Raw genomic sequence first — 17,739 nt, forward strand, 5'->3', positions numbered from 1 at the left:
AGGCAATCTGCCTGTGCTTACGGTTCGTTAGAGGACGTCAGAGTTAGGGCCTTCCATAGGTAGAATGAATTAAACAACAGTCCAGTCGCAGGGAAGAGGCACTTTGATCCCTTGCGAGCAGCAGTTGGCTAATCGGCTTCTATGGATGTTCAATTCTTAAAGGAATGGAGGTGAAGAGAATCCTCCCTACACGCTGTTGTTAAATTATCGGGTTACCTTTAAAAATGGGTAGACCAATCCTGAGTCCTCTGCACATGGGCAGAGCTTTAGCGCTATTCAATTAGCCGCGCAAAGTTCTAACTCGGATAAAGTCTATCACACGTAACCCTCCGTTCATAAAAAGTTAAGTCGAGTTTACCACATTCGTTATTTAGTGGCAAATCTCTATTTAGGCTCTGGAACATCTCTTGTATTTTAATTACATCCAATAATTCTAAACAATGTTTACATATCATATATGAATTGATATATAGGAGGTGTGATGACATTGCCTGTTCTGTCCACAAACACCATTATTAATTTACCTGTCGACGGTACTCGGCCAATAGATCAAGTAGTGATCAAAGTTGTTAACAATGGATCGGCTGGCGCGTTTTGTTATATTACGGGCTTATCCAATAGTGTCAGTCCCCAGGCCATTTTTGTTGAAGAGTTATTTGAGCTGCAATATCAGGAGACCTTAAGCAAGACCTATGTCATGGTAGAGGATTTATTCCAATTTAATTTTGTATATTCGCAGGAGCAGATGAAGATTCAGGTTTTTCTTGTTGATGTGGACGGTGTATGGACCGCCGTTGATCTTGAAGTGTTTCAAGTGAGCCGGATAACTTCGGAAATACGTGATAACGTGTCCGTTACATCGACTGACTTCGCAGCAATCAGCTTTATGAGGCGTCCCGGCTTTGCTATTCCACAAGGTCTTGCGGCTGAGATTCGACCGGCGGCTTTAGATGTTATGTCCAAAAGACCAGTGCGCTATATGATCCTTGCAGGCGGGACACTTGATGGGACCTTCGAGAATTATCCTACACCGACTACGAATATTCCTGCCACGGACACGGCACTGCTAGTGAACTATACCTGCACTACGGTCACGGGTGGAAAAGTTATTATGCAAGGTACAGGATCAGGGATTTCTGGTGCGTATGCGAATCTGGCGGTCAATTTGCTTAATGAGCGACTCTCATACGAGTTCCATGATGAACCTGTCACATTGGTGGTAAACTCCCTCTCGGGCGGGGATGATCTCGCAGTCACCTTTAAAATGTCCGAGCAATGGTAATTATTCTTGTGAAAAAGGAACATTCGCATCTACGCGAATGTTCCTTTTGCTAGTCATTTAAGTCTCTACGCAAGGTAAAGAGATCTTTCAGAGCCTCAGTGGACAGCTCGGTAATCCAGCCTTCTGAGCTGGAGATCACATTGTCGCTGAGCTGCTGCTTATTCTCCAGCATTTCATCAATCCGTTCTTCGAGTGTACCCAGGGCGATGAACTTATGCACCTGGACATCACGAGTCTGGCCCATGCGGTAAGCGCGGTCAGTTGCCTGATTCTCCACCGCTGGATTCCACCAGCGGTCGAAGTGGAATACGTGATTAGCTGCAGTTAAGTTAAGGCCAACACCCCCAGCTTTGAGTGAAAGGATGAATACATTCGGCTGATCAGACGGCGGTGCGTCTGGGCGTGTAGACCCATCTTCCGCAGCAGGGGCTGGTGTCTGAAACCGCTCGATCATACGGTCGCGCGCCTGTTTGGAGGTGCTTCCGTTCAAATAAAGGACAGGTTCGCTCAGCTCCTGCTGGAGAACCGCCTGAAGCATTTTTCCCATACCCACATATTGAGTAAAAATCAGGCAGCGCTCGTCTTCCGCGCGCAGCTCCTTGACCATATCCAGCAGTCTTTCGAGTTTGGAGGAACGGTTAATAAGAAAGCTGGTATCCAGCTTGTTGTCCGTATCCAGTTCAGGGATAGCCTCTTTTGTTACAAGCATCGGGTGATCGCATAGCTGCTTAAGCCCGGTCAGAGCTCCAAGAATTGCCCCTTTGCGCTCAATGCCTTCCAGCTTCTTCATCCGTTCCAAGAGTCCGTTTACGGTCTGATCGTAAAGCGCTGCTTGCTCGGCAGTCAGATGAACATAGGTTTTCATTTCGTTTTTATCAGGTAGATCGAGCTGTATATTAGGGTCTTTTTTCTTGCGGCGCAGCATGAAAGGTTTCACTAGATTTTGTAGGTCCGCTGTACGTTTCGCGTCGTGTTCCTTCTCAATAGCATTCGTGAATCGGTCATTAAAGGACTTGGCGCTGCCCAGATAACCTGGGGTTATAAAATCATAAATGGACCACAGCTCGGATAATCTGTTCTCTATAGGCGTCCCTGTTAAGGCAACCCGGTGTAGTGCTGGAAAACTACGTACAGCAGCGGATTGTTTGGTTTGGGCATTTTTAATATTTTGAGCTTCATCCAGGCAGATCGTCGCCCAAGTGAATTCCTTCAACAGCTCCTGGTCAAGCGCGGCAGTCGCATAAGAGGTGAGTACCACATCGGCTTGCGAAGCTGCGCCATAGAAGAATCCTGCGTCCAGACGGCGGCTTCCGTAATGAAGCATAACATTCAACGAAGGCGCGAAGCGTTGCAGCTCCTTCTGCCAATTGCCTAACACGGAGGTCGGGCAGATGATCAATGAAGGCCAACCTGGTGGGTCGGTCTGCCGCCGGGCTGAGCTTGCATCCGTGTTCTCTTGGATGTGTAGCAGATAGGCGATGAGCTGTACTGTTTTGCCTAGTCCCATATCATCGGCTAGGCAGGCCCCCAGCCCAAAGCGGCGCAGAAAGGTCAGCCAAGCGAATCCTTCATGCTGATAGGTGCGCAGCTCCGCCTTAAGGCTTGCAGGTACGGGCGGCTTAGGCCATTCTGAGCGCTGGCCCAGCTGACCGATAAGGCTGATCAAATGCTCGTTCAGCTCTACCTCCAGACGCAGACGCGCGGCATCCTCTTGCAGCTGCTCTTCCGTAGCTTCAGCGTCTGCCTCTTCACCAGCTCCTAGCAAGTGGAGCTGAAGCACGTCTTGGAAGGACAAGCCTTGCGACTTGTCCATTCCCGCCATGGCTCTTTGGATTTGCGCCAGCAGAGCCGGATCGAGTGAGACCCATTTGCCCTTGAAGCGGACGAGCCGCTCCCCTCTTGCGACCAGCTCGGCAAATTCGGCCTCAGTGAGATCCGCGTCGCCGATGGAGATTCGCCAATCGAAATCGATGATCGAATCGAGACCGAACAGCGACTCACCGCCGCTGCGTTTGTCTTCGCCGGAGCTGATCTTTGCGCGCAGGCGCGGCTTTTTCCGGCTGGCGGCTTCCCACCACGCCGGCAGCAGCACTTGCCAGCCTGCTTCCAGCAGCCGCTGGCTCTCGGCCGTCAAGAACCGCCAGGCGATGGCATCGCTGAGCGGCTCGGCCAGCACATCGCCGCCCGCCGCGAAGCGCTCGGGCGGCAGACTGCCGCGGAGGCCCTCCAGCCATCCCGCGGCCCGTTCATGCACGTGAGCCGACCACGCGGCCGGCCACAAGCCGTACGGCTCGCCGTTATCGGCGAGCCTGATGGGAACAAGCGCGGATTCATCGCGCTTGTCCTGAAGGATCAGCTGCAGCCGCCAATAGGATTCATCCTCATCGGGCTCCAGCAGCTGTAGAGCGGGCCGGAAAGGCGCGGTGTCCGCCTTCCAGCCAATGGCGATAAGCCACGCGGCGGTATCCATGCCCGCTGCAAGTGCTCCGCTTCTATCGAAGAGAAGCGGGAATTCGCTGCGGAGGTCGCCGGCCTCGGCCTCCGTGCTGTAATAGCGCTGCGATACGGCGGCAGAGAACGCCGCACGTAATCCGCGGCTAAATTCGCTGCCGCCATTTAGCGCCTCAAGGGCTCCCTTAGCAGTGTCACTGTCCACTGCCACCTGCGCAAGAGCCCCTTCGTCCCAAGTCCATTGCAGCCTCCCGGCGCGGTAGGCTGAGATGTCGGGAATATACTGTTTGTGCTCCAGACATATTGCCAAAAGTGGCGCCAGTTCTGTGAGCTGGGCGGCATCGCCCTCCCAGCTCCATTCGATATGCGCCAGAAGCTTCTGCTCGGCAAAGAAGGGGATGACCTGCTCAGCAGGAAGAATCACTAGCTCCACGCCTTCGCCAGCTGGCTGCACGGTTAACTCCGTACCATAAAAAGACGCTTCATGCCAGGCGAAAAGCCGCTGCTTAAGCTGCAAGCCCGGCACGAGATCTTCGCGCTCATTCATTCCAAATATTAAAGCATCGCCATACTGGCTTAATGCAAGCCGGATGGTCAGCGTGCGTAAATGCATGTTCATGGTATTAGCTTTCCTTTCCGAAGCTCCTCTTGCAGCGCACGGAGCCTGCTATGCCTAATGGCGAAGGCAGTGAGGAACTCTTCCCAGCGTTCTTCTTGTTTCAGCTTTTTATACAGCTTGGATAATCGTTTCAATAATTTCACAGCCGCTTTGTAGCTATGTCTGTTCTTATCCAGCACAAATCTTTCGGCGGCCTGATGGTAAAAGGGCAGCAGAACCTCAGGCGCATTCTTTTCCACCGGTTGGAGGTCTTTGACACGAAATTCGGAGGGCTGTTTACCGATGGACAGCTGATAATCCATCCAGGTCTGCCATTTCTCATAGGTGATTAGCTTCTCTTCATAGACTTCGCCAGAGATAGGTAACATGGTGGCTAGTGTATCCCACATTTGCGGCTCAGCTTCAGGCAGGTGGCGAACAGCTTCTTCCCAACTGGTTGAATAGCTATTGAGATTATAGAGTCTGCTGCTCAGCAGTGGACCGATTTGAGCAAGCCAACCCACCAAACGGGACCAGTCCCCTGCAGCCAGCAGCGGAAAGGTGAAGCTCATGAGCTCATCGGGATGGAGACCCGGGCGCTCGGCCGCTTTATTCAATAAGTCCCAAGCCTTCTGGTCATCCATCAGATAGTAATACATACGGCTCTGAGCTAACAGCCACGCATGTTGTGAAAGGGAAGCACCTAATTCACCTTCTGCTTGCTGCAGCTGTTCGATTTCATTCAGGTAAAGCTTAGTTCCACCTATATTCGGATAAATCCAATTTCTCCACAGCAGATCATAGCTAAGAGAAAAAGAGGGTTGATCCCGTGAGCGATCCCGTGACTCCGTCAACATCTCGCGCCGCAGATAAGATAAAGTATCGATGACGTATGGCCATAGATCCTGCTCTTGCTCGGGGGACAGCGGAAGTGTCTTTTTTAAAAGACCTGTGATTACTTCCTGTAGCTCTGAGACCGCTACCTGTGTGTAATAACCAAGAGAAGGGGCGTAAGCGGCCTGACCGACGGATTGCGCAGAAGGCTTAGCAAGCTTTTCCAAAAGGAAAAGATGAGCATGCAGAGTGAACAGCTTCTCCGTTTCCGGAAGCATTTTCGGTTTGAATTTATTGATTGCAGACAAGGCCCGACTCACATATTCAGGATTTCGGGTGGTATGGGCTAAAGGGGAGACACAGAATTCAAAATACTCCCGCCACTCCGTGATTTTTCCGCCAGCAATGCGGTTGGCCATCTCTTTCATTTGCTGCTGACGAGTTGCATCGGCTCCAATAGAGGCATTTGTTGCTGTGCTTGATATTTTGGGCAAAAAGGATGCAGCTTTAGCGTTGGCCAGAACCTGTAGAGATCTATTCTGTTGTTCGGCATAATTCAGCAGCACAGCAGCCATATGTTTGCAATGACCTGATACTGGACAATTACAATGACAATTGGTGAAGCCGTCGAGATCAATGGTGACGCGGTAATCCTCTCTACCTTCAACTAGAGCGTTAATCTTACGAGGCTCCGTCATGGTAAACGGCTGCACTCGATTTTGTTTATAATATTGGAACCCTCGCTTGAGGGTAAGATCGTCGAAATAATAGGCGACATTTTGGATGAGCTTACTCCACTGCGTATCATCCATAGCATAGGTTGGTTGCATACAATTGGTCTCCTGTAACGAAAATGGTCTTTATTTGTCTTTCATTATATCACTTCTGCAGGCTTCATCTTTAAATCGTTAAATTTTGATAGCTCGTAAGGAAACTCCGTTTAAAAGCTGGCGTGGAGATGATTAGAAGCTAATGGCTTGTATTGAACGGAAGGTCTGAACATATAATAATCGTACTGCAAGTTGGGTCATGATTATATAGGTGTCATTTACGAAAGATCAAACAAAGGTCAAAATTGGTCAAATAAATAAAAAGAACTAATTTTCTCGTGTGAAATCAGTTAATTCGCCTGAATTTGAGCGATAATCGGCTTAAATCGGTTTTGTTATTCCTCAGTTAGGGGACTATAATAAGGTCATAGGTCAAATAAAGTCAAAGTCAATGAGAGGAGAATGGATAATGTTTGATATGGTTCCTTTTGGTAAACGTAGAGATGATGCTTTTGGTATGCTGGCTAAGTCTTTGAATGATGTTTTTAATGATGATTTTTTTGCACCGATTAAGAGTTCCACGATGTCCTTCAGAACAGATATTCATGAGAGTGAGCAGGCTTACCTGATTGAAGCTGAACTTCCTGGTTTGAAAAAAGAAGAAATCGACATTGATTATGCCAGTCCTTATTTGACGATAAAAGCGGTACGTAAGGAAGAAAATGCCGAGGAGAACAATGAACATCAGATTGTACGCAGAGAACGCCGATATGGTGAATATGTGCGCAGATTCTATGTTCAAGATATTGCCGAGGAAGAAATTCGCGCGTCTTTGAAAGATGGAGTGCTGAAGCTGGAAGTTCCCAAACGGCAAAAAATGCAAGGTAAACGCATCGAGATTCAAGACGGAGATTCTAATTCTACCGGTTCGCAGTCTGAATAAGCATAAATTAAGCGGAATGGACTTCCGCTCAGTCTTCTAGAGATGGCAGCGGGCTTTTAATATAGTGTTATGAAATAGAAGGCGCATTGTAGTGGAGGATTCCGGCTATGGTGCGTCTTTTCTCGGAGTGCAATGGTGGTCGGTATGAGATTAGGTATGGAAAGGAGGAAGCACGAGTGGCTAGTAAAAGCTATTATGATGCTTTGGGCGTGAGCAAAAAAGCTACTAAACAAGAAATTAAAAAGGCTTATCAGAAGCTTGCCAAGAAGTGGCATCCCGATGTTAACAAAGCCCCTGAGGCAGAGGCGAAATTCAAAGAAGCAGCTGAAGCCTATGAAGTACTTGGTAATGAGGATAAACGAAAACTCTACGATGAAGAGCTGCTTTATGGAGCTCAACGTGGCAGAGCTAGTGGAGGGGCGGCGAGTGGAGCCTCCTCTTGGGATTCAAAATTTGGTGGAAGTGGAAGTGGAAGCTGGAACGGTGGGACTTATTCAACGGGAGGTTCTGGTATTTCGGAGGAAGATTTATTCGGGATGTTTTTTGGAAATCGGGGCTCGGCGGATCGGGCTGGCTTTGATTTTTTCTCGGGAAGTGGAACGGGGCGTGCGAATGGCAATCCGTGGGGCGAGGCCCGCAGTACTATGCAGGCGCAGCTGGATATTACCTTGGAGCAGGCTTATAAGGGCGCCACTGTAAGAGTACAGGTCAGCGACAAAACGGTGGATGTGAACATTCCGCCCAGATCCCATGAGGGTACAATTATTAAAATCGCGGGAAACACTCCGGGTGGCGATGTGCTGCTGGCACTTCATATTCTTCCTCATGATATTTATGAGATTCGCGATGGTGACTTATATGGCATGGTTGAAATTGCTCCTTGGCAAGCGGTATTGGGCGGAGAAGTGAAGGTTCCATTACCGGGTGGCGGCGCCGTGAAATTGAAGATTCCAGCAGGAATTCAGAGCGGTAAAACGCTACGCATCCCCGGCAAGGGCTTAAAACGTGAGAATGGTGCGAACGGCGATATTTTATTTGGTATTGAGATTGTTATCCCTGAACCCACCAGCGAAGCGGAGAAAAATCTGTACCGAAAGCTGGCAGACTCCAGCCCTTTCGAAGCCAGAGCTAAACGTCAAAACACTGGCACCCAGCGGCAGAAGGCGAAAGTGGGTAATTAATAGATAGGTAGAAGAGGTAGAGGTGAGGTGATTTCACTCGTTTGTGATCAACTCTGATTGGTGAAAGGCTGAATTGAATGCTAGTTGCAGAACAGTAACTTATTTAGCCACTAACTATAAATGAACGTTTCGCTCAAACGGTGAAAGTCGGCACTATGGTGGGAAAAGAGAGTCAAAAGTGTACTAGAAAGCGCTAGATGAGGCTCGTTGGTCGAAAAGAAAGGCAAAAGTGCCTTAGAAAGTGCCGAATCAGGCTCGTTGTTCGAAAAGAAAGTCAAAAGTGCCTTAGAATGTGACGAATGGGGCTCGTCTGGCGAAAAGAGAGGCAAAAGTGCCTTAGAGTGCGTCGAATGGGGCTCGATGTGCGAAAAGAACGGTATAAATCCCGTAGAATGAGCACAAACCAGCCAGTTACTCGAAAAGAGCGGCAAAAATCCCGTAGATTGGGCGCAAAGCGTTCAGTTACTCGAAAAGAACGGCAAAAATCCCGTAGAATGAGAGCAAACCAGCCAGTTACTCGAAAAGAACGGTAAAAATCCCGTAGAATGAGCACAAAACGGCCAGTTACTCGAAAAGAACGGCAAAAATCCCGCAGAATGAGCGCAAATCAGCTAGTTACTCGAAAAGAGCGGTAAAAATCCCGTAGAATGAGAGCAAACCAGCTAGTTATAAGAAAAGAACGGTAAAAATCCCGCAGAATGAGCGCAAATCAGCCAGTTACTCGAAAAGAACGGTATAAATCCCGTAGATTGAGTACAAAACGGCTAGTTACTCGAAAAGAGCGGTAAAAATCCCGCAGAATGAGAGCAAACCAGCTAGTTACTCGAAAAGAGCGGTAAAAATCCCGCAGAATGAGCGCAAATCGGCTAGTTACTCGAAAAGAGCGGTAAAAATCCCGCAGAATGAGAGCAAACCAGCTAGTTACTCGAAAAGAACGGTAAAAATCCCGCAGAATGAGAGCAAACCAGCTAGTTACTCGAAAAGAGCGGTATAAATCCCGTAGATTGAGCACAAAACGGCTAGTTACTCGAAAAGAACGGTATAAATCCCGCAGAATGAGCGCAAAACGGCTAGTTACTCGAAATAAGCGGGATAAATCCCGCTAAATTAACCTATCCCCGGCCAAAAAGGCCGATTTAATATAATCACTCTTAAATAGAAAGGTGAGAGAGCTATGGATTTCAATAAATTAACTCAAAAGCTGCAGGAAGCAGTGGCTGCGGCGCAGTCGCTGGCATCAGACAGCGGTCATCAGGAGATCGATAATCTCCATCTGTTAAAAGCGTTGCTTCAGCAGCAAGAAGGTTTGCTGCCAAGATTGCTGCAAAAGATGAATATCCCTGTGGCTGAGCTGATGCGCAGCACGGATGAATTGCTTCAACGCAAGCCGAGCATCAGCGGGTCAGGAGCAAGCACGGTACGGCGTTACGCCTCGCAATCGCTGATTCATCTGCTGGAGCAGGCGGAGAAGGAAGCGGCGAAGATGCAGGATGAGTTTGTTTCTGTGGAGCATGCTGTGCTGGCCATGGTGTCAGATTCGAGCGGGGAGAATCGTGAGCTAAGGGATCTTTTTGTCCGCCGTGGGCTGACCCGTGAGAAGCTGATGTCGGTGCTTGCTGAGATTCGTGGACATCAGCGGGTAACCAGCCGGGAGCCAGAAGCTACTTATGAGGTGCTGGAGAAATACGGCCGTGATCTTGTAGCTGAGGTTCGCGCGGGCAAGATTGATCCAGTCATTGGTCGTGATGGCGAGATCCGCCGAGTAATCCGGATTTTGTCCCGTAAAACGAAAAATAACCCTGTGCTGATCGGTGAACCAGGTGTAGGGAAAACAGCCATTGTAGAAGGCTTGGCACACCGGATTGTACGCAAAGACGTACCGGAGGGTCTGAAGGATAAGACGATTTTTTCACTGGATATGAGTTCACTTGTGGCAGGCGCGAAGTTTCGTGGTGAATTCGAAGAACGCCTGCAGGCGGTATTGAGAGAGGTTCGCGAAAGCAACGGCCGCATTATTCTTTTTATTGATGAGCTGCATACGATTGTGGGCGCAGGTAAAACCGAAGGCTCGATGGATGCGGGTAATATGCTGAAGCCGATGTTGGCCCGGGGTGAGCTGCATTGTATCGGTGCCACAACGCTCGATGAATATCGCAAATATATAGAGAAGGACCCTGCGCTGGAACGCCGTTTCCAACAGGTGCTCGTGAGCGAACCCGATGTAGAGGATACGATCTCCATTTTGCGTGGTCTGAAGGAGCGGTTTGAAGTCCACCACGGGGTCAAAATCCATGACAGCGCCCTGGTAGCCGCAGGGGTATTGTCCAATCGTTATATTACGGATCGATTTTTACCGGATAAGGCGATTGACCTAGTGGACGAGGCTTGCGCCATGATCCGCACAGAGATAGACTCCATGCCGGGTGAGATGGATGAAGTGACCCGCCGCCTGATGCAGATGGAGATTGAAGAAGCGGCGCTTAAAAAAGAAACTGATGACGCCAGCAAACGCCGACTCGAAATATTGCAGCGCGAGCTCGCTGACCTGAAGGAGAAGCAGCTAGGGATGACGGCGCGCTGGGAGAAAGAGAAGTCGGCCATCCAAGGGATTCGCGATCTCAAAAAACGGCTGGAGCAAGCACGTAAGGATCTGGTCGATGCACAGGAGGAATATGATCTTAATAAGTCAGCCGAACTGAGCTACGGCATTATTCCTGATCTGGAGCGTCAGTTGAAAGCAGCGGAAGAAGCGGCACAGCAGGATCAGGATACAAGATTGCTACGTGAGGCTGTTACTGAAGAGGAAATCGCAGATATTGTCTCCCGCTGGACCGGCGTTCCGGTTAGCCGACTGGTAGAAGGCGAACGGGATAAGCTGCTGCGTCTGGAGGATACGCTGCATGAACGGGTAGTGGGCCAAGACGAAGCCGTCAGCTTGGTGGCCGATGCGGTGCTTCGGGCAAGAGCAGGAATCAAAGATCCGAATCGCCCGATTGGTTCATTCCTGTTCCTTGGCCCGACGGGTGTAGGGAAGACTGAGCTGGCTAAGTCGCTTGCGGTATCTCTTTTTGACCGCGAAGATGGCATGATCCGTATAGATATGTCGGAGTATATGGAAAAGCATAGTGTCTCCCGTCTCGTCGGCGCACCTCCAGGATATGTTGGATATGAGGAAGGCGGGCAGCTCACGGAAGCTGTGCGGCGTCAGCCTTATACTGTAGTGCTGCTCGATGAAGTGGAGAAGGCGCATCCCGATGTGTTTAACATTCTGCTGCAGCTGCTTGATGATGGACGGCTGACTGATTCACAAGGCCGAATGGTTGACTTCAAGAATACAATCATCATTATGACTTCCAATATCGGTTCACCGCATCTGATTCAAGGCACCGATGAAAAAGGTCAGCTTACGGAAGCTGCCAAGGATAGAGTGATGAAGGAACTGAGTGGTCGTTTCCGTCCAGAGTTCCTGAACCGGGTGGATGACATTGTAATGTTCAAGCCGCTGACACTGGGTGAGATCGAGAAAATTGTGGACAAACTGGTGGATGGATTGCGTCTACGTCTGGCAGAACGGGAGATCGGGCTGGCATTAACTGAATCGGCGGTGCGTTTTATCGCTAAGGAAGGTTTTGATCCTGTGTATGGGGCAAGACCGTTGAAAAGATTCATCCAGCGCAGCTTGGAGACACGTGTGGCACGTGCGATTATTGCTGGTGAAGCCGCAGAGGGATCAGTTATTCAGGTAGATGAATCCGGCAACGAGCTTGCGGTAACCATTCTGAAGCCAGAAGTCGATGGGCCACAGAGTTCTGAATTGAGTTCTGAATAAAAAAAGCGTCCACAAAACCGTAACGGCTTTGTGGACGTCCTTTTTATTGTAAGCCTCACTCCACCCAAGGGATTAGATGAGGCTGTTCATCCAAGATGGACATATATTGCTCTTTCCAGCCGTATTTGCCGTCGGGGTCGAGGAGCATATAACGCAGATATTTTTCGAGCCGGAACTCGGCTTTGGACCAACCGAGATGCTTGAGCCGCAGGTTGCTTAGCTGATGAGACAGCTCGAAGATATTTTCCGGGAATCGCCCACAGTGCTGTGGGGATTCATTCCATACATAGTTGAAGTCTTCTTTATAGCGAAGCAAAAAAGGGCGGTAGTTCAGATGAGAGCGCCAGTAGGTATCCTCCCTGTAATGGTTCGCGTTCCATAAATCGTAAAGGCGGAAGCAGAACAGATCGACCCCATCAGCAAACAGCAAGGTATCTATATTTTCCGCGAAGCTGGCTTCAAAGATCTCATCCGCATCCAGACTCAGAATCCACTCGGGATTTGTCTTTAGGACTTCCTCCCACTGCTGTTTTCGCAGCTCAATTTCATTGCTGAACTTGGATTCGGTATTATGCACGAGATGAACGGGAATGCCGTCAAGTGCTTCCAGACAGACAGCTGCTGTATTGTCTGTGCTGCCGTCATCAATAATGACAGCCTCATCGATATATTTGCGGTGTTCCTCCAGAACCTGTCGCAGGAAGCGCCCGCTTTCATTTTTTACAACCATGGTAAGGGTTAGCTTGGGGCGCTTTTTGGTTATAGGAGCAGCTGCAGCCTCATTGAAATTTTCCTCGATGGGTGTGGGTGCCGATTCAGCTTTTACCCCTGTTGTTTCTCTGATGAAATCTTCAACCTTGCTCAAATCACTATCTCTGTACAAATGAAGGGCAGGATAATGGGTATCAACAAATAGTGGAATGCCAAGGGCCGCGGCACGAATGCAGAAATGGCGATCCTCGCCCCAGTATGAAATGTTCCGGATCTGATTGTAGCTTACCCCGGCTTTTAACGCATGCTGGCTAATCAATGTACAAGCGCCGAGACCCCCCACTTCATAGATTCCAGGATTGCGGAGTTTGGCTATGAATTCATGAAATCTGCGGTTGATCTCCTCGGGTTGCAGTTTTTCGCCGGGAAGTATCTCCCACTGATTGTATTCGTCATGCATCCAGACCTGCGGCTGAAACATGGTATCTGGCTGCCACTGTGTCCAAAATACTTCTGAAATAATATCTTTGTTCGTCCCTATTAAATGTCTTAGCGTATCTGGGTGGAGGATGAGGTCAGAGTCGATCAGGAAGAGGTAGTCATAGTTCAGGGTTTGCGCTCGGTTAATCATGAGGTTTTTGAAGTTGGCGACTTTCCAGACTAAATCAGAATTCCAAAAGTGGGTCGTATCATTGCGAATGTACGCATCGTGAAAGCCGGAGCTTTGAATAAAAATATGCTCACCCTTGCTTTTGAATTCCTGGAGCAACCGGCTGGACGCTTCATCATCATTGTCATCAATCAGATGGAAATCCAGTTCGATTTGCTCGATATTCAGGCGCAGCAGGGAATTCAGAAATTCTCGCAACACATTGGGCTTTTGATGGATCGGGCTGCCGATTAATACGCGTGTCTTATTCATTGCGGCCTCCTTGGGGGACTCTCCCTTTCTTCCGAGAGGTATAGGTATGTTCTCAATATATTTACAGTTAGATAGTAATAATCCTTATTTCGCAAAGTTCTTATAGTAAATGAGAAATGAGAGTTGGATAAATTGAACTTTTTAGATATATTAATTTTTATGGATCTGCTGTACAATTACCGGATAATTAGATAAGAATGCCAGCCAGATGAGCACAGGAATGAGACTATGGATAAATCACCACTAAAAGCTCAGTAGTTAATCAATCTGTTACTGGCCATGAATCCTCGTGCGGATGTGTTCTGGTATGATGCAAAGGTAAATACCGACCTCTACTGGATGGGGATGTTGAGGAAATATACGTACCGGAAGAGACAGCGAAGACTGAAGCTCATATTGGTGGCTGAACAGAGTTTAGGAGAGTAGTCACGATGAAGCTGGTCCATCAAGGTTTTTATAACGGTCTGACTTTCCAACGTGTGGTTCGTGGATTTATTGTCCAAGGGGGTATTGCGACCCTTGGCATACTGTATTCGGAAGAGTCATTTCAGGTATGGACCATGTGGATACTTTAAAGCGTGGGGATGAGTCATGAAAAAGGTCGGAATTTTCAGTTCCCTCAATATTACATTAATGTGAAATGCTATCCATTGTAATTCCTAGTATCCCGATATACAATATAAAAAACAAACAAAGACAATATAGACACGGGGGAGAAACTTATGCGTAAAGGATTATCTGGAGTTATTACTTTGGTTTTGTTAACATTTTTGATTAGCGCGTGCTCCGGGGGAAATAACGCCGCTTCCACAAATACAAATCAGACGCCTACGGCTACTGAAGGATCGACAGCAAGCACTGAACCAAAAGATGGTGGCAACTTAATTATTGGGGTCGCTGCAGATCCTGTCATTCTAAATCCGAACTATGCTGGTGATCGTGTCAGTCTGACGATTGACCAAGCGCTCTACGCGCCATTGTTCCAAGTGAATAACGGAGAGAAGACCTTCTACTTGGCAGACAGCCTGACACTTTCCGAAGATAACCTGACTTATACATTGAAACTGAAAAGTGGACTAACTTGGCATGACGGAGAAAAGCTTACAGCTGACGATGTCGTGTTCACGATTGATAGCATCCTCGATGAGAAGCAAAACAGCATGTTGAGAGCGAACTTATTCATCGGTGATAAACCCGTTAAGGCAGTTAAGGTGGATGATCTGACTGTAGAGTTCAAGCTTCCGCAGGTCAGCCCAGCTTTTGAAGCTACACTAGTGCAAGTATTTCCGATTCCAAAGCATATTTTTGAGAATGAGACGGATCTAGAGAAAAGCACCAAGAATGCTGCTCCGGTTGGATCTGGCCCATTTAAATTTAAAGAATACAAAGCAGGCGAATATGTTACGCTCGAGAGATTTGATAACTACTTTGGTGGCAAACCACATCTTGATTCTATAACGTACCGGATTGCTAAAGATACGAATGCTGCGAATCTCGCACTTCAGAATGGTGAGATCAACATTAAATATCTAGATCCACAGGATGTTGGAACGATTGAGGCTTCGAACAATTTCGAAATCCTGCCTTATAGTGAAGGCCGATTGTCCTACCTGTTGTTCAATGCAAACAGTGATAGAGGTGCTCTTGCTAAAAAAGAAGTTCGTCAAGCCTTGTCTCTAGCCCTAAGTCGTGATGAAATCATTCAGGCTGCTTATACTTCTAACGAGTATGCAGACCCGGCGAAGTCCTTTTTGACTCCGGATGCATTGTTCTATACTAATGACGTACCTTCTTTTGATAATGATGTAGAAAAAGCCAAAGAGCTTCTGCAATCGGCAGGGGTTAGCGATCTGAAATTGAGATTGATTGTATCGAGCGGTAATAAAGCTCAGGAAGCCATTTCACTATACGTGCAGCAAAAGCTAAAGGCCATTGGCGCTGAAGTTGAACTGCAAAATATGGATGCCTCGGCATATGGTCAGAAATTCAGTGATATGAATTCAACAGATTTTGAACTTGCGATTGCAGGTTATATTATGGGTTACGATCCTGATGCTTACAGAATTTTGTATACATCTACTGCAGACTCTAACTACTCGCATTATAATAATGCTGAAGTCGATAAGTTGTTCAATGATGGTGCAGGAGAAGCAGATGTGACTAAACGTGGTGAGATCTATAAGAAGATCCAAGAGATCATTGCTGATGATGCACCGATTTATCCAATTGCTAATACTAAGACTATTGTAGCTGTCTCCAAGAACTACGGCGGTCTAGAAGAAGCAGTCTTGAAGCCTGTCGTTATTTTTGAAGATTTATCGAAAATCTACCTTAAATAAGAACGGGAAAAAATAAGCTGGTCAATCCAGCTTATTTTTTTACCGATATAGAACTGGGAGAATATACGTATGAGACAACTTATCGTCCGAAGATTACTGCAAACCCTGCCGATGCTGTTTTTTGTCTCGGTTGTGTGCTTTGCGATGATTAAGCTGGCTCCGGGGGATCCGGTACTATCCTTCGTTACGCCGAATATGCACGCGGATGATATTGAGCGCATCCGGCATAACCTTGGGCTGGATAAGCCAGCCTACATTCAATATTTTATATGGATCAAAGAAGTACTGCAGGGCAATTTCGGTTATTCCCTTGTGAATCATCAGCCTGTATTGGAGCAAATTCTAGAACGTTTACCTGCAACAGCAGGTTTGATGGGCAGTGCAATCGGCTTAGCCGTTCTGTTGGCGATCCCGATGGGTCTGCTTGCTGGAGCTAACCGGAACCGCTGGGTGGATAAACTAATTAACTTTTTATCCTATATCGGAATTTCAGTACCTTTATTTTGGCTGGCCATATTACTTATGTACTTATTTGCAATTAAGCTGCACCTGCTGCCTATTATGGGGATGCGAACCATTGGTGTGGAATCAGCGGTTGATGTATTGAAGCATGGTATTCTGCCTTGCGCCGTATTGGCTTTTGGATTTCTGGCCGGTTACGTACGATACATCCGCTCTAGTACGATTGGACAGCTAAAAGAAGAGTATGTGCAGATTCAATATGCTTTTGGATCCAGCAAGACAACGATTCTGTTCCGTCACGTGCTTAAGCATGTACTGTTGCCAGTAATTACATTGCTCGGGATGTCGATGGGTGATCTGGTGGCGGGTGCAATTGTAACGGAGACGGTATTTTCATGGCCGGGTATTGGCTCTTTAGGGATGACTGCGGTTAAAGGGATGGATTATCCCGTAATTATGGGAATAACTTTGTTCTCTTCTTTAATGCTGATCATCGGCAATCTGGTCGCGGATATTCTATATAGCTTCGTGGACCCACGAATTAAATTAACGAGGTGACCTCATGAATCGCAGTAAATGGAAAAGTGTTGGAGATGAGCTATTTACGAATAAATTGGGTGTCGCAGCCCTCATTACTTTAATCGTCTTCACACTAGGCTCTATATTTGCTTTTTTGTCCGGACATGATCCGAATGCAATGGATGTTTTGGCACGTTTGAAAGCGCCCGGAGCGGATCATTGGTTTGGTACGGATGATTACGGCCGGGATTATTTTGCCCGAGCTTTGTATGGTGGCCGGGTATCTTTGCTAGTTGGTTTTGCTTCAATGATCATTGCCACGGGTATAGGTGTGACGGTGGGCGTAATCAGTGGATATTTTGGCGGATGGATTGATAATCTATTGATGCGGATGCTTGATGTAGTGATGTCCATTCCATCTTTCCTTGTGCTGCTGCTGCTCAGCGTATTTCTGAAGCCGAGTGTAGGAAACATCATTTTAATTATTGCTCTATTAATGTGGATGAACATTGCCCGTGTGATTCGTGCGGAGACGATGACGATTAAAGAACGGGAATATGTACTATATGCAAAAGCTTCCGGCCAGAGCAACTTCGGAATTATCTGGCGTCATATTCTTCCGGGGCTAGTACCTGTTGTGATTGTAGGTGCGACGAATAATATCGCTTCCGCGATTATGATGGAGTCGTCCCTAAGCTTCCTTGGGTTCGGGGTACAACCTCCGAATGCCACTTGGGGCAGTATGCTTAACAATGCACAGGGATATATCGCTCAGGCACCTTATTTGGCATTGTTCCCGGGGTTATTGATACTACTAACGGTTCTGAGCTTTAATGTTCTGGGCGATATTTTGCGGGTTGGCTTTGAACCGAAGCTGATCCGAAGATAGGAGTGTGAA

At 47.8% G+C, this 17,739-nt stretch carries 11 protein-coding genes and 1 pseudogene; 8 read left to right on the forward strand and 4 right to left on the reverse strand.

Features of this window, described 5'->3' with window-relative positions; all coding sequences use genetic code 11:
• Positions 1 to 481 precede the first annotated feature (481 nt).
• Positions 482 to 1,282, forward strand: a complete 801-nt coding sequence (locus MHH86_RS01345) for a hypothetical protein (RefSeq protein WP_038568234.1) — start codon at positions 482 to 484, stop codon at positions 1,280 to 1,282.
• Positions 1,283 to 1,331: 49 nt separating this feature from the next.
• On the opposite strand, the gene MHH86_RS01350 is transcribed toward MHH86_RS01345, so the two are convergent.
• Positions 1,332 to 4,352, reverse strand: a complete 3,021-nt coding sequence (locus MHH86_RS01350) for a DEAD/DEAH box helicase (RefSeq protein WP_342479597.1) — start codon at positions 4,350 to 4,352, stop codon at positions 1,332 to 1,334.
• Entirely contained in the window at positions 4,349 to 5,995 is a 1,647-nt protein-coding gene (locus MHH86_RS01355) for an SWIM zinc finger family protein (RefSeq protein ID WP_342479598.1), read from the reverse strand. Before MHH86_RS01355 ends, MHH86_RS01350 begins: the two co-directional genes overlap by 4 nt.
• 409 nt (positions 5,996 to 6,404) lie before the next feature.
• On the opposite strand from MHH86_RS01355, the gene MHH86_RS01360 reads away from it, so the two are divergent.
• Together MHH86_RS01360 and MHH86_RS01365 are read left to right on the forward strand one after the other, a co-directional pair.
• Complete coding sequence (locus MHH86_RS01360) at positions 6,405 to 6,878, forward strand: Hsp20/alpha crystallin family protein (RefSeq protein ID WP_076101144.1); 474 nt, start codon at positions 6,405 to 6,407, stop codon at positions 6,876 to 6,878.
• Between the two features lie 176 nt (positions 6,879 to 7,054).
• Entirely contained in the window at positions 7,055 to 8,059 is a 1,005-nt protein-coding gene (locus MHH86_RS01365) for a J domain-containing protein (RefSeq protein ID WP_341032339.1), read from the forward strand.
• Positions 8,060 to 8,768: 709 nt separating this feature from the next.
• Here the strand turns inward: MHH86_RS01365 and MHH86_RS01370 are convergent.
• Complete coding sequence (locus tag MHH86_RS01370) at positions 8,769 to 9,071, reverse strand: hypothetical protein (protein ID WP_342479599.1); 303 nt, start codon at positions 9,069 to 9,071, stop codon at positions 8,769 to 8,771.
• A 162-nt stretch (positions 9,072 to 9,233) separates the two neighbouring features.
• Between MHH86_RS01370 and clpB the strand changes: the two genes are divergently transcribed.
• Positions 9,234 to 11,888, forward strand: a complete 2,655-nt coding sequence (gene clpB / locus MHH86_RS01375; protein WP_342479600.1) for an ATP-dependent chaperone ClpB — start codon at positions 9,234 to 9,236, stop codon at positions 11,886 to 11,888.
• Between the two features lie 55 nt (positions 11,889 to 11,943).
• Here clpB and MHH86_RS01380 read toward each other — a convergent pair whose 3' ends face one another.
• Positions 11,944 to 13,521 (reverse strand): glycosyltransferase, encoded by a 1,578-nt coding sequence (locus tag MHH86_RS01380; protein WP_342479601.1) that lies wholly within the window; start codon positions 13,519 to 13,521, stop codon positions 11,944 to 11,946.
• A gap of 434 nt (positions 13,522 to 13,955) precedes the next feature.
• Here MHH86_RS01380 and MHH86_RS01385 point away from each other — a divergent pair.
• From MHH86_RS01385 to MHH86_RS01400, 4 genes and pseudogenes are all read left to right on the forward strand, one after another.
• Positions 13,956 to 14,116, forward strand: a pseudogene (locus MHH86_RS01385) (peptidylprolyl isomerase); the annotation flags it as partial.
• A gap of 127 nt (positions 14,117 to 14,243) precedes the next feature.
• A complete protein-coding gene (locus MHH86_RS01390; protein ID WP_076141416.1) occupies positions 14,244 to 15,860 on the forward strand; it encodes an ABC transporter substrate-binding protein in 1,617 nt (538 codons plus the stop codon).
• Between the two features lie 69 nt (positions 15,861 to 15,929).
• Positions 15,930 to 16,880 carry an ABC transporter permease gene (locus MHH86_RS01395; protein ID WP_036687292.1) on the forward strand — a complete coding sequence of 317 codons (951 nt, stop codon included), beginning with the start codon at positions 15,930 to 15,932 and terminating at the stop codon, positions 16,878 to 16,880.
• Positions 16,881 to 16,884: 4 nt separating this feature from the next.
• Positions 16,885 to 17,730 (forward strand): ABC transporter permease, encoded by an 846-nt coding sequence (locus MHH86_RS01400; protein WP_036687295.1) that lies wholly within the window; start codon positions 16,885 to 16,887, stop codon positions 17,728 to 17,730.
• Positions 17,731 to 17,739: the final 9 nt, after the last annotated feature.

It is taken from the genome of Paenibacillus sp. FSL F4-0097 (assembly GCF_038593125.1).
GTDB classification, from domain to species: domain Bacteria; phylum Bacillota; class Bacilli; order Paenibacillales; family Paenibacillaceae; genus Paenibacillus_AQ; species Paenibacillus_AQ odorifer.

What these genes read in the sequence shown, in the direction of transcription:
- MHH86_RS01345 (WP_038568234.1), top strand. Translation starts at nt 482, where the DNA reads ATGACATTGCCTGTTCTGTCCACAAACACCATTATTAATTTACCTGTC.
- MHH86_RS01350 (WP_342479597.1), bottom strand. Translation starts at nt 4,352, where the DNA reads ATGAACATGCATTTACGCACGCTGACCATCCGGCTTGCATTAAGCCAG.
- MHH86_RS01355 (WP_342479598.1), bottom strand. Translation starts at nt 5,995, where the DNA reads ATGCAACCAACCTATGCTATGGATGATACGCAGTGGAGTAAGCTCATC.
- MHH86_RS01360 (WP_076101144.1), top strand. Translation starts at nt 6,405, where the DNA reads ATGTTTGATATGGTTCCTTTTGGTAAACGTAGAGATGATGCTTTTGGT.
- clpB (WP_342479600.1), top strand. Translation starts at nt 9,234, where the DNA reads ATGGATTTCAATAAATTAACTCAAAAGCTGCAGGAAGCAGTGGCTGCG.
- MHH86_RS01380 (WP_342479601.1), bottom strand. Translation starts at nt 13,521, where the DNA reads ATGAATAAGACACGCGTATTAATCGGCAGCCCGATCCATCAAAAGCCC.
- MHH86_RS01390 (WP_076141416.1), top strand. Translation starts at nt 14,244, where the DNA reads ATGCGTAAAGGATTATCTGGAGTTATTACTTTGGTTTTGTTAACATTT.
- MHH86_RS01395 (WP_036687292.1), top strand. Translation starts at nt 15,930, where the DNA reads ATGAGACAACTTATCGTCCGAAGATTACTGCAAACCCTGCCGATGCTG.
- MHH86_RS01400 (WP_036687295.1), top strand. Translation starts at nt 16,885, where the DNA reads ATGAATCGCAGTAAATGGAAAAGTGTTGGAGATGAGCTATTTACGAAT.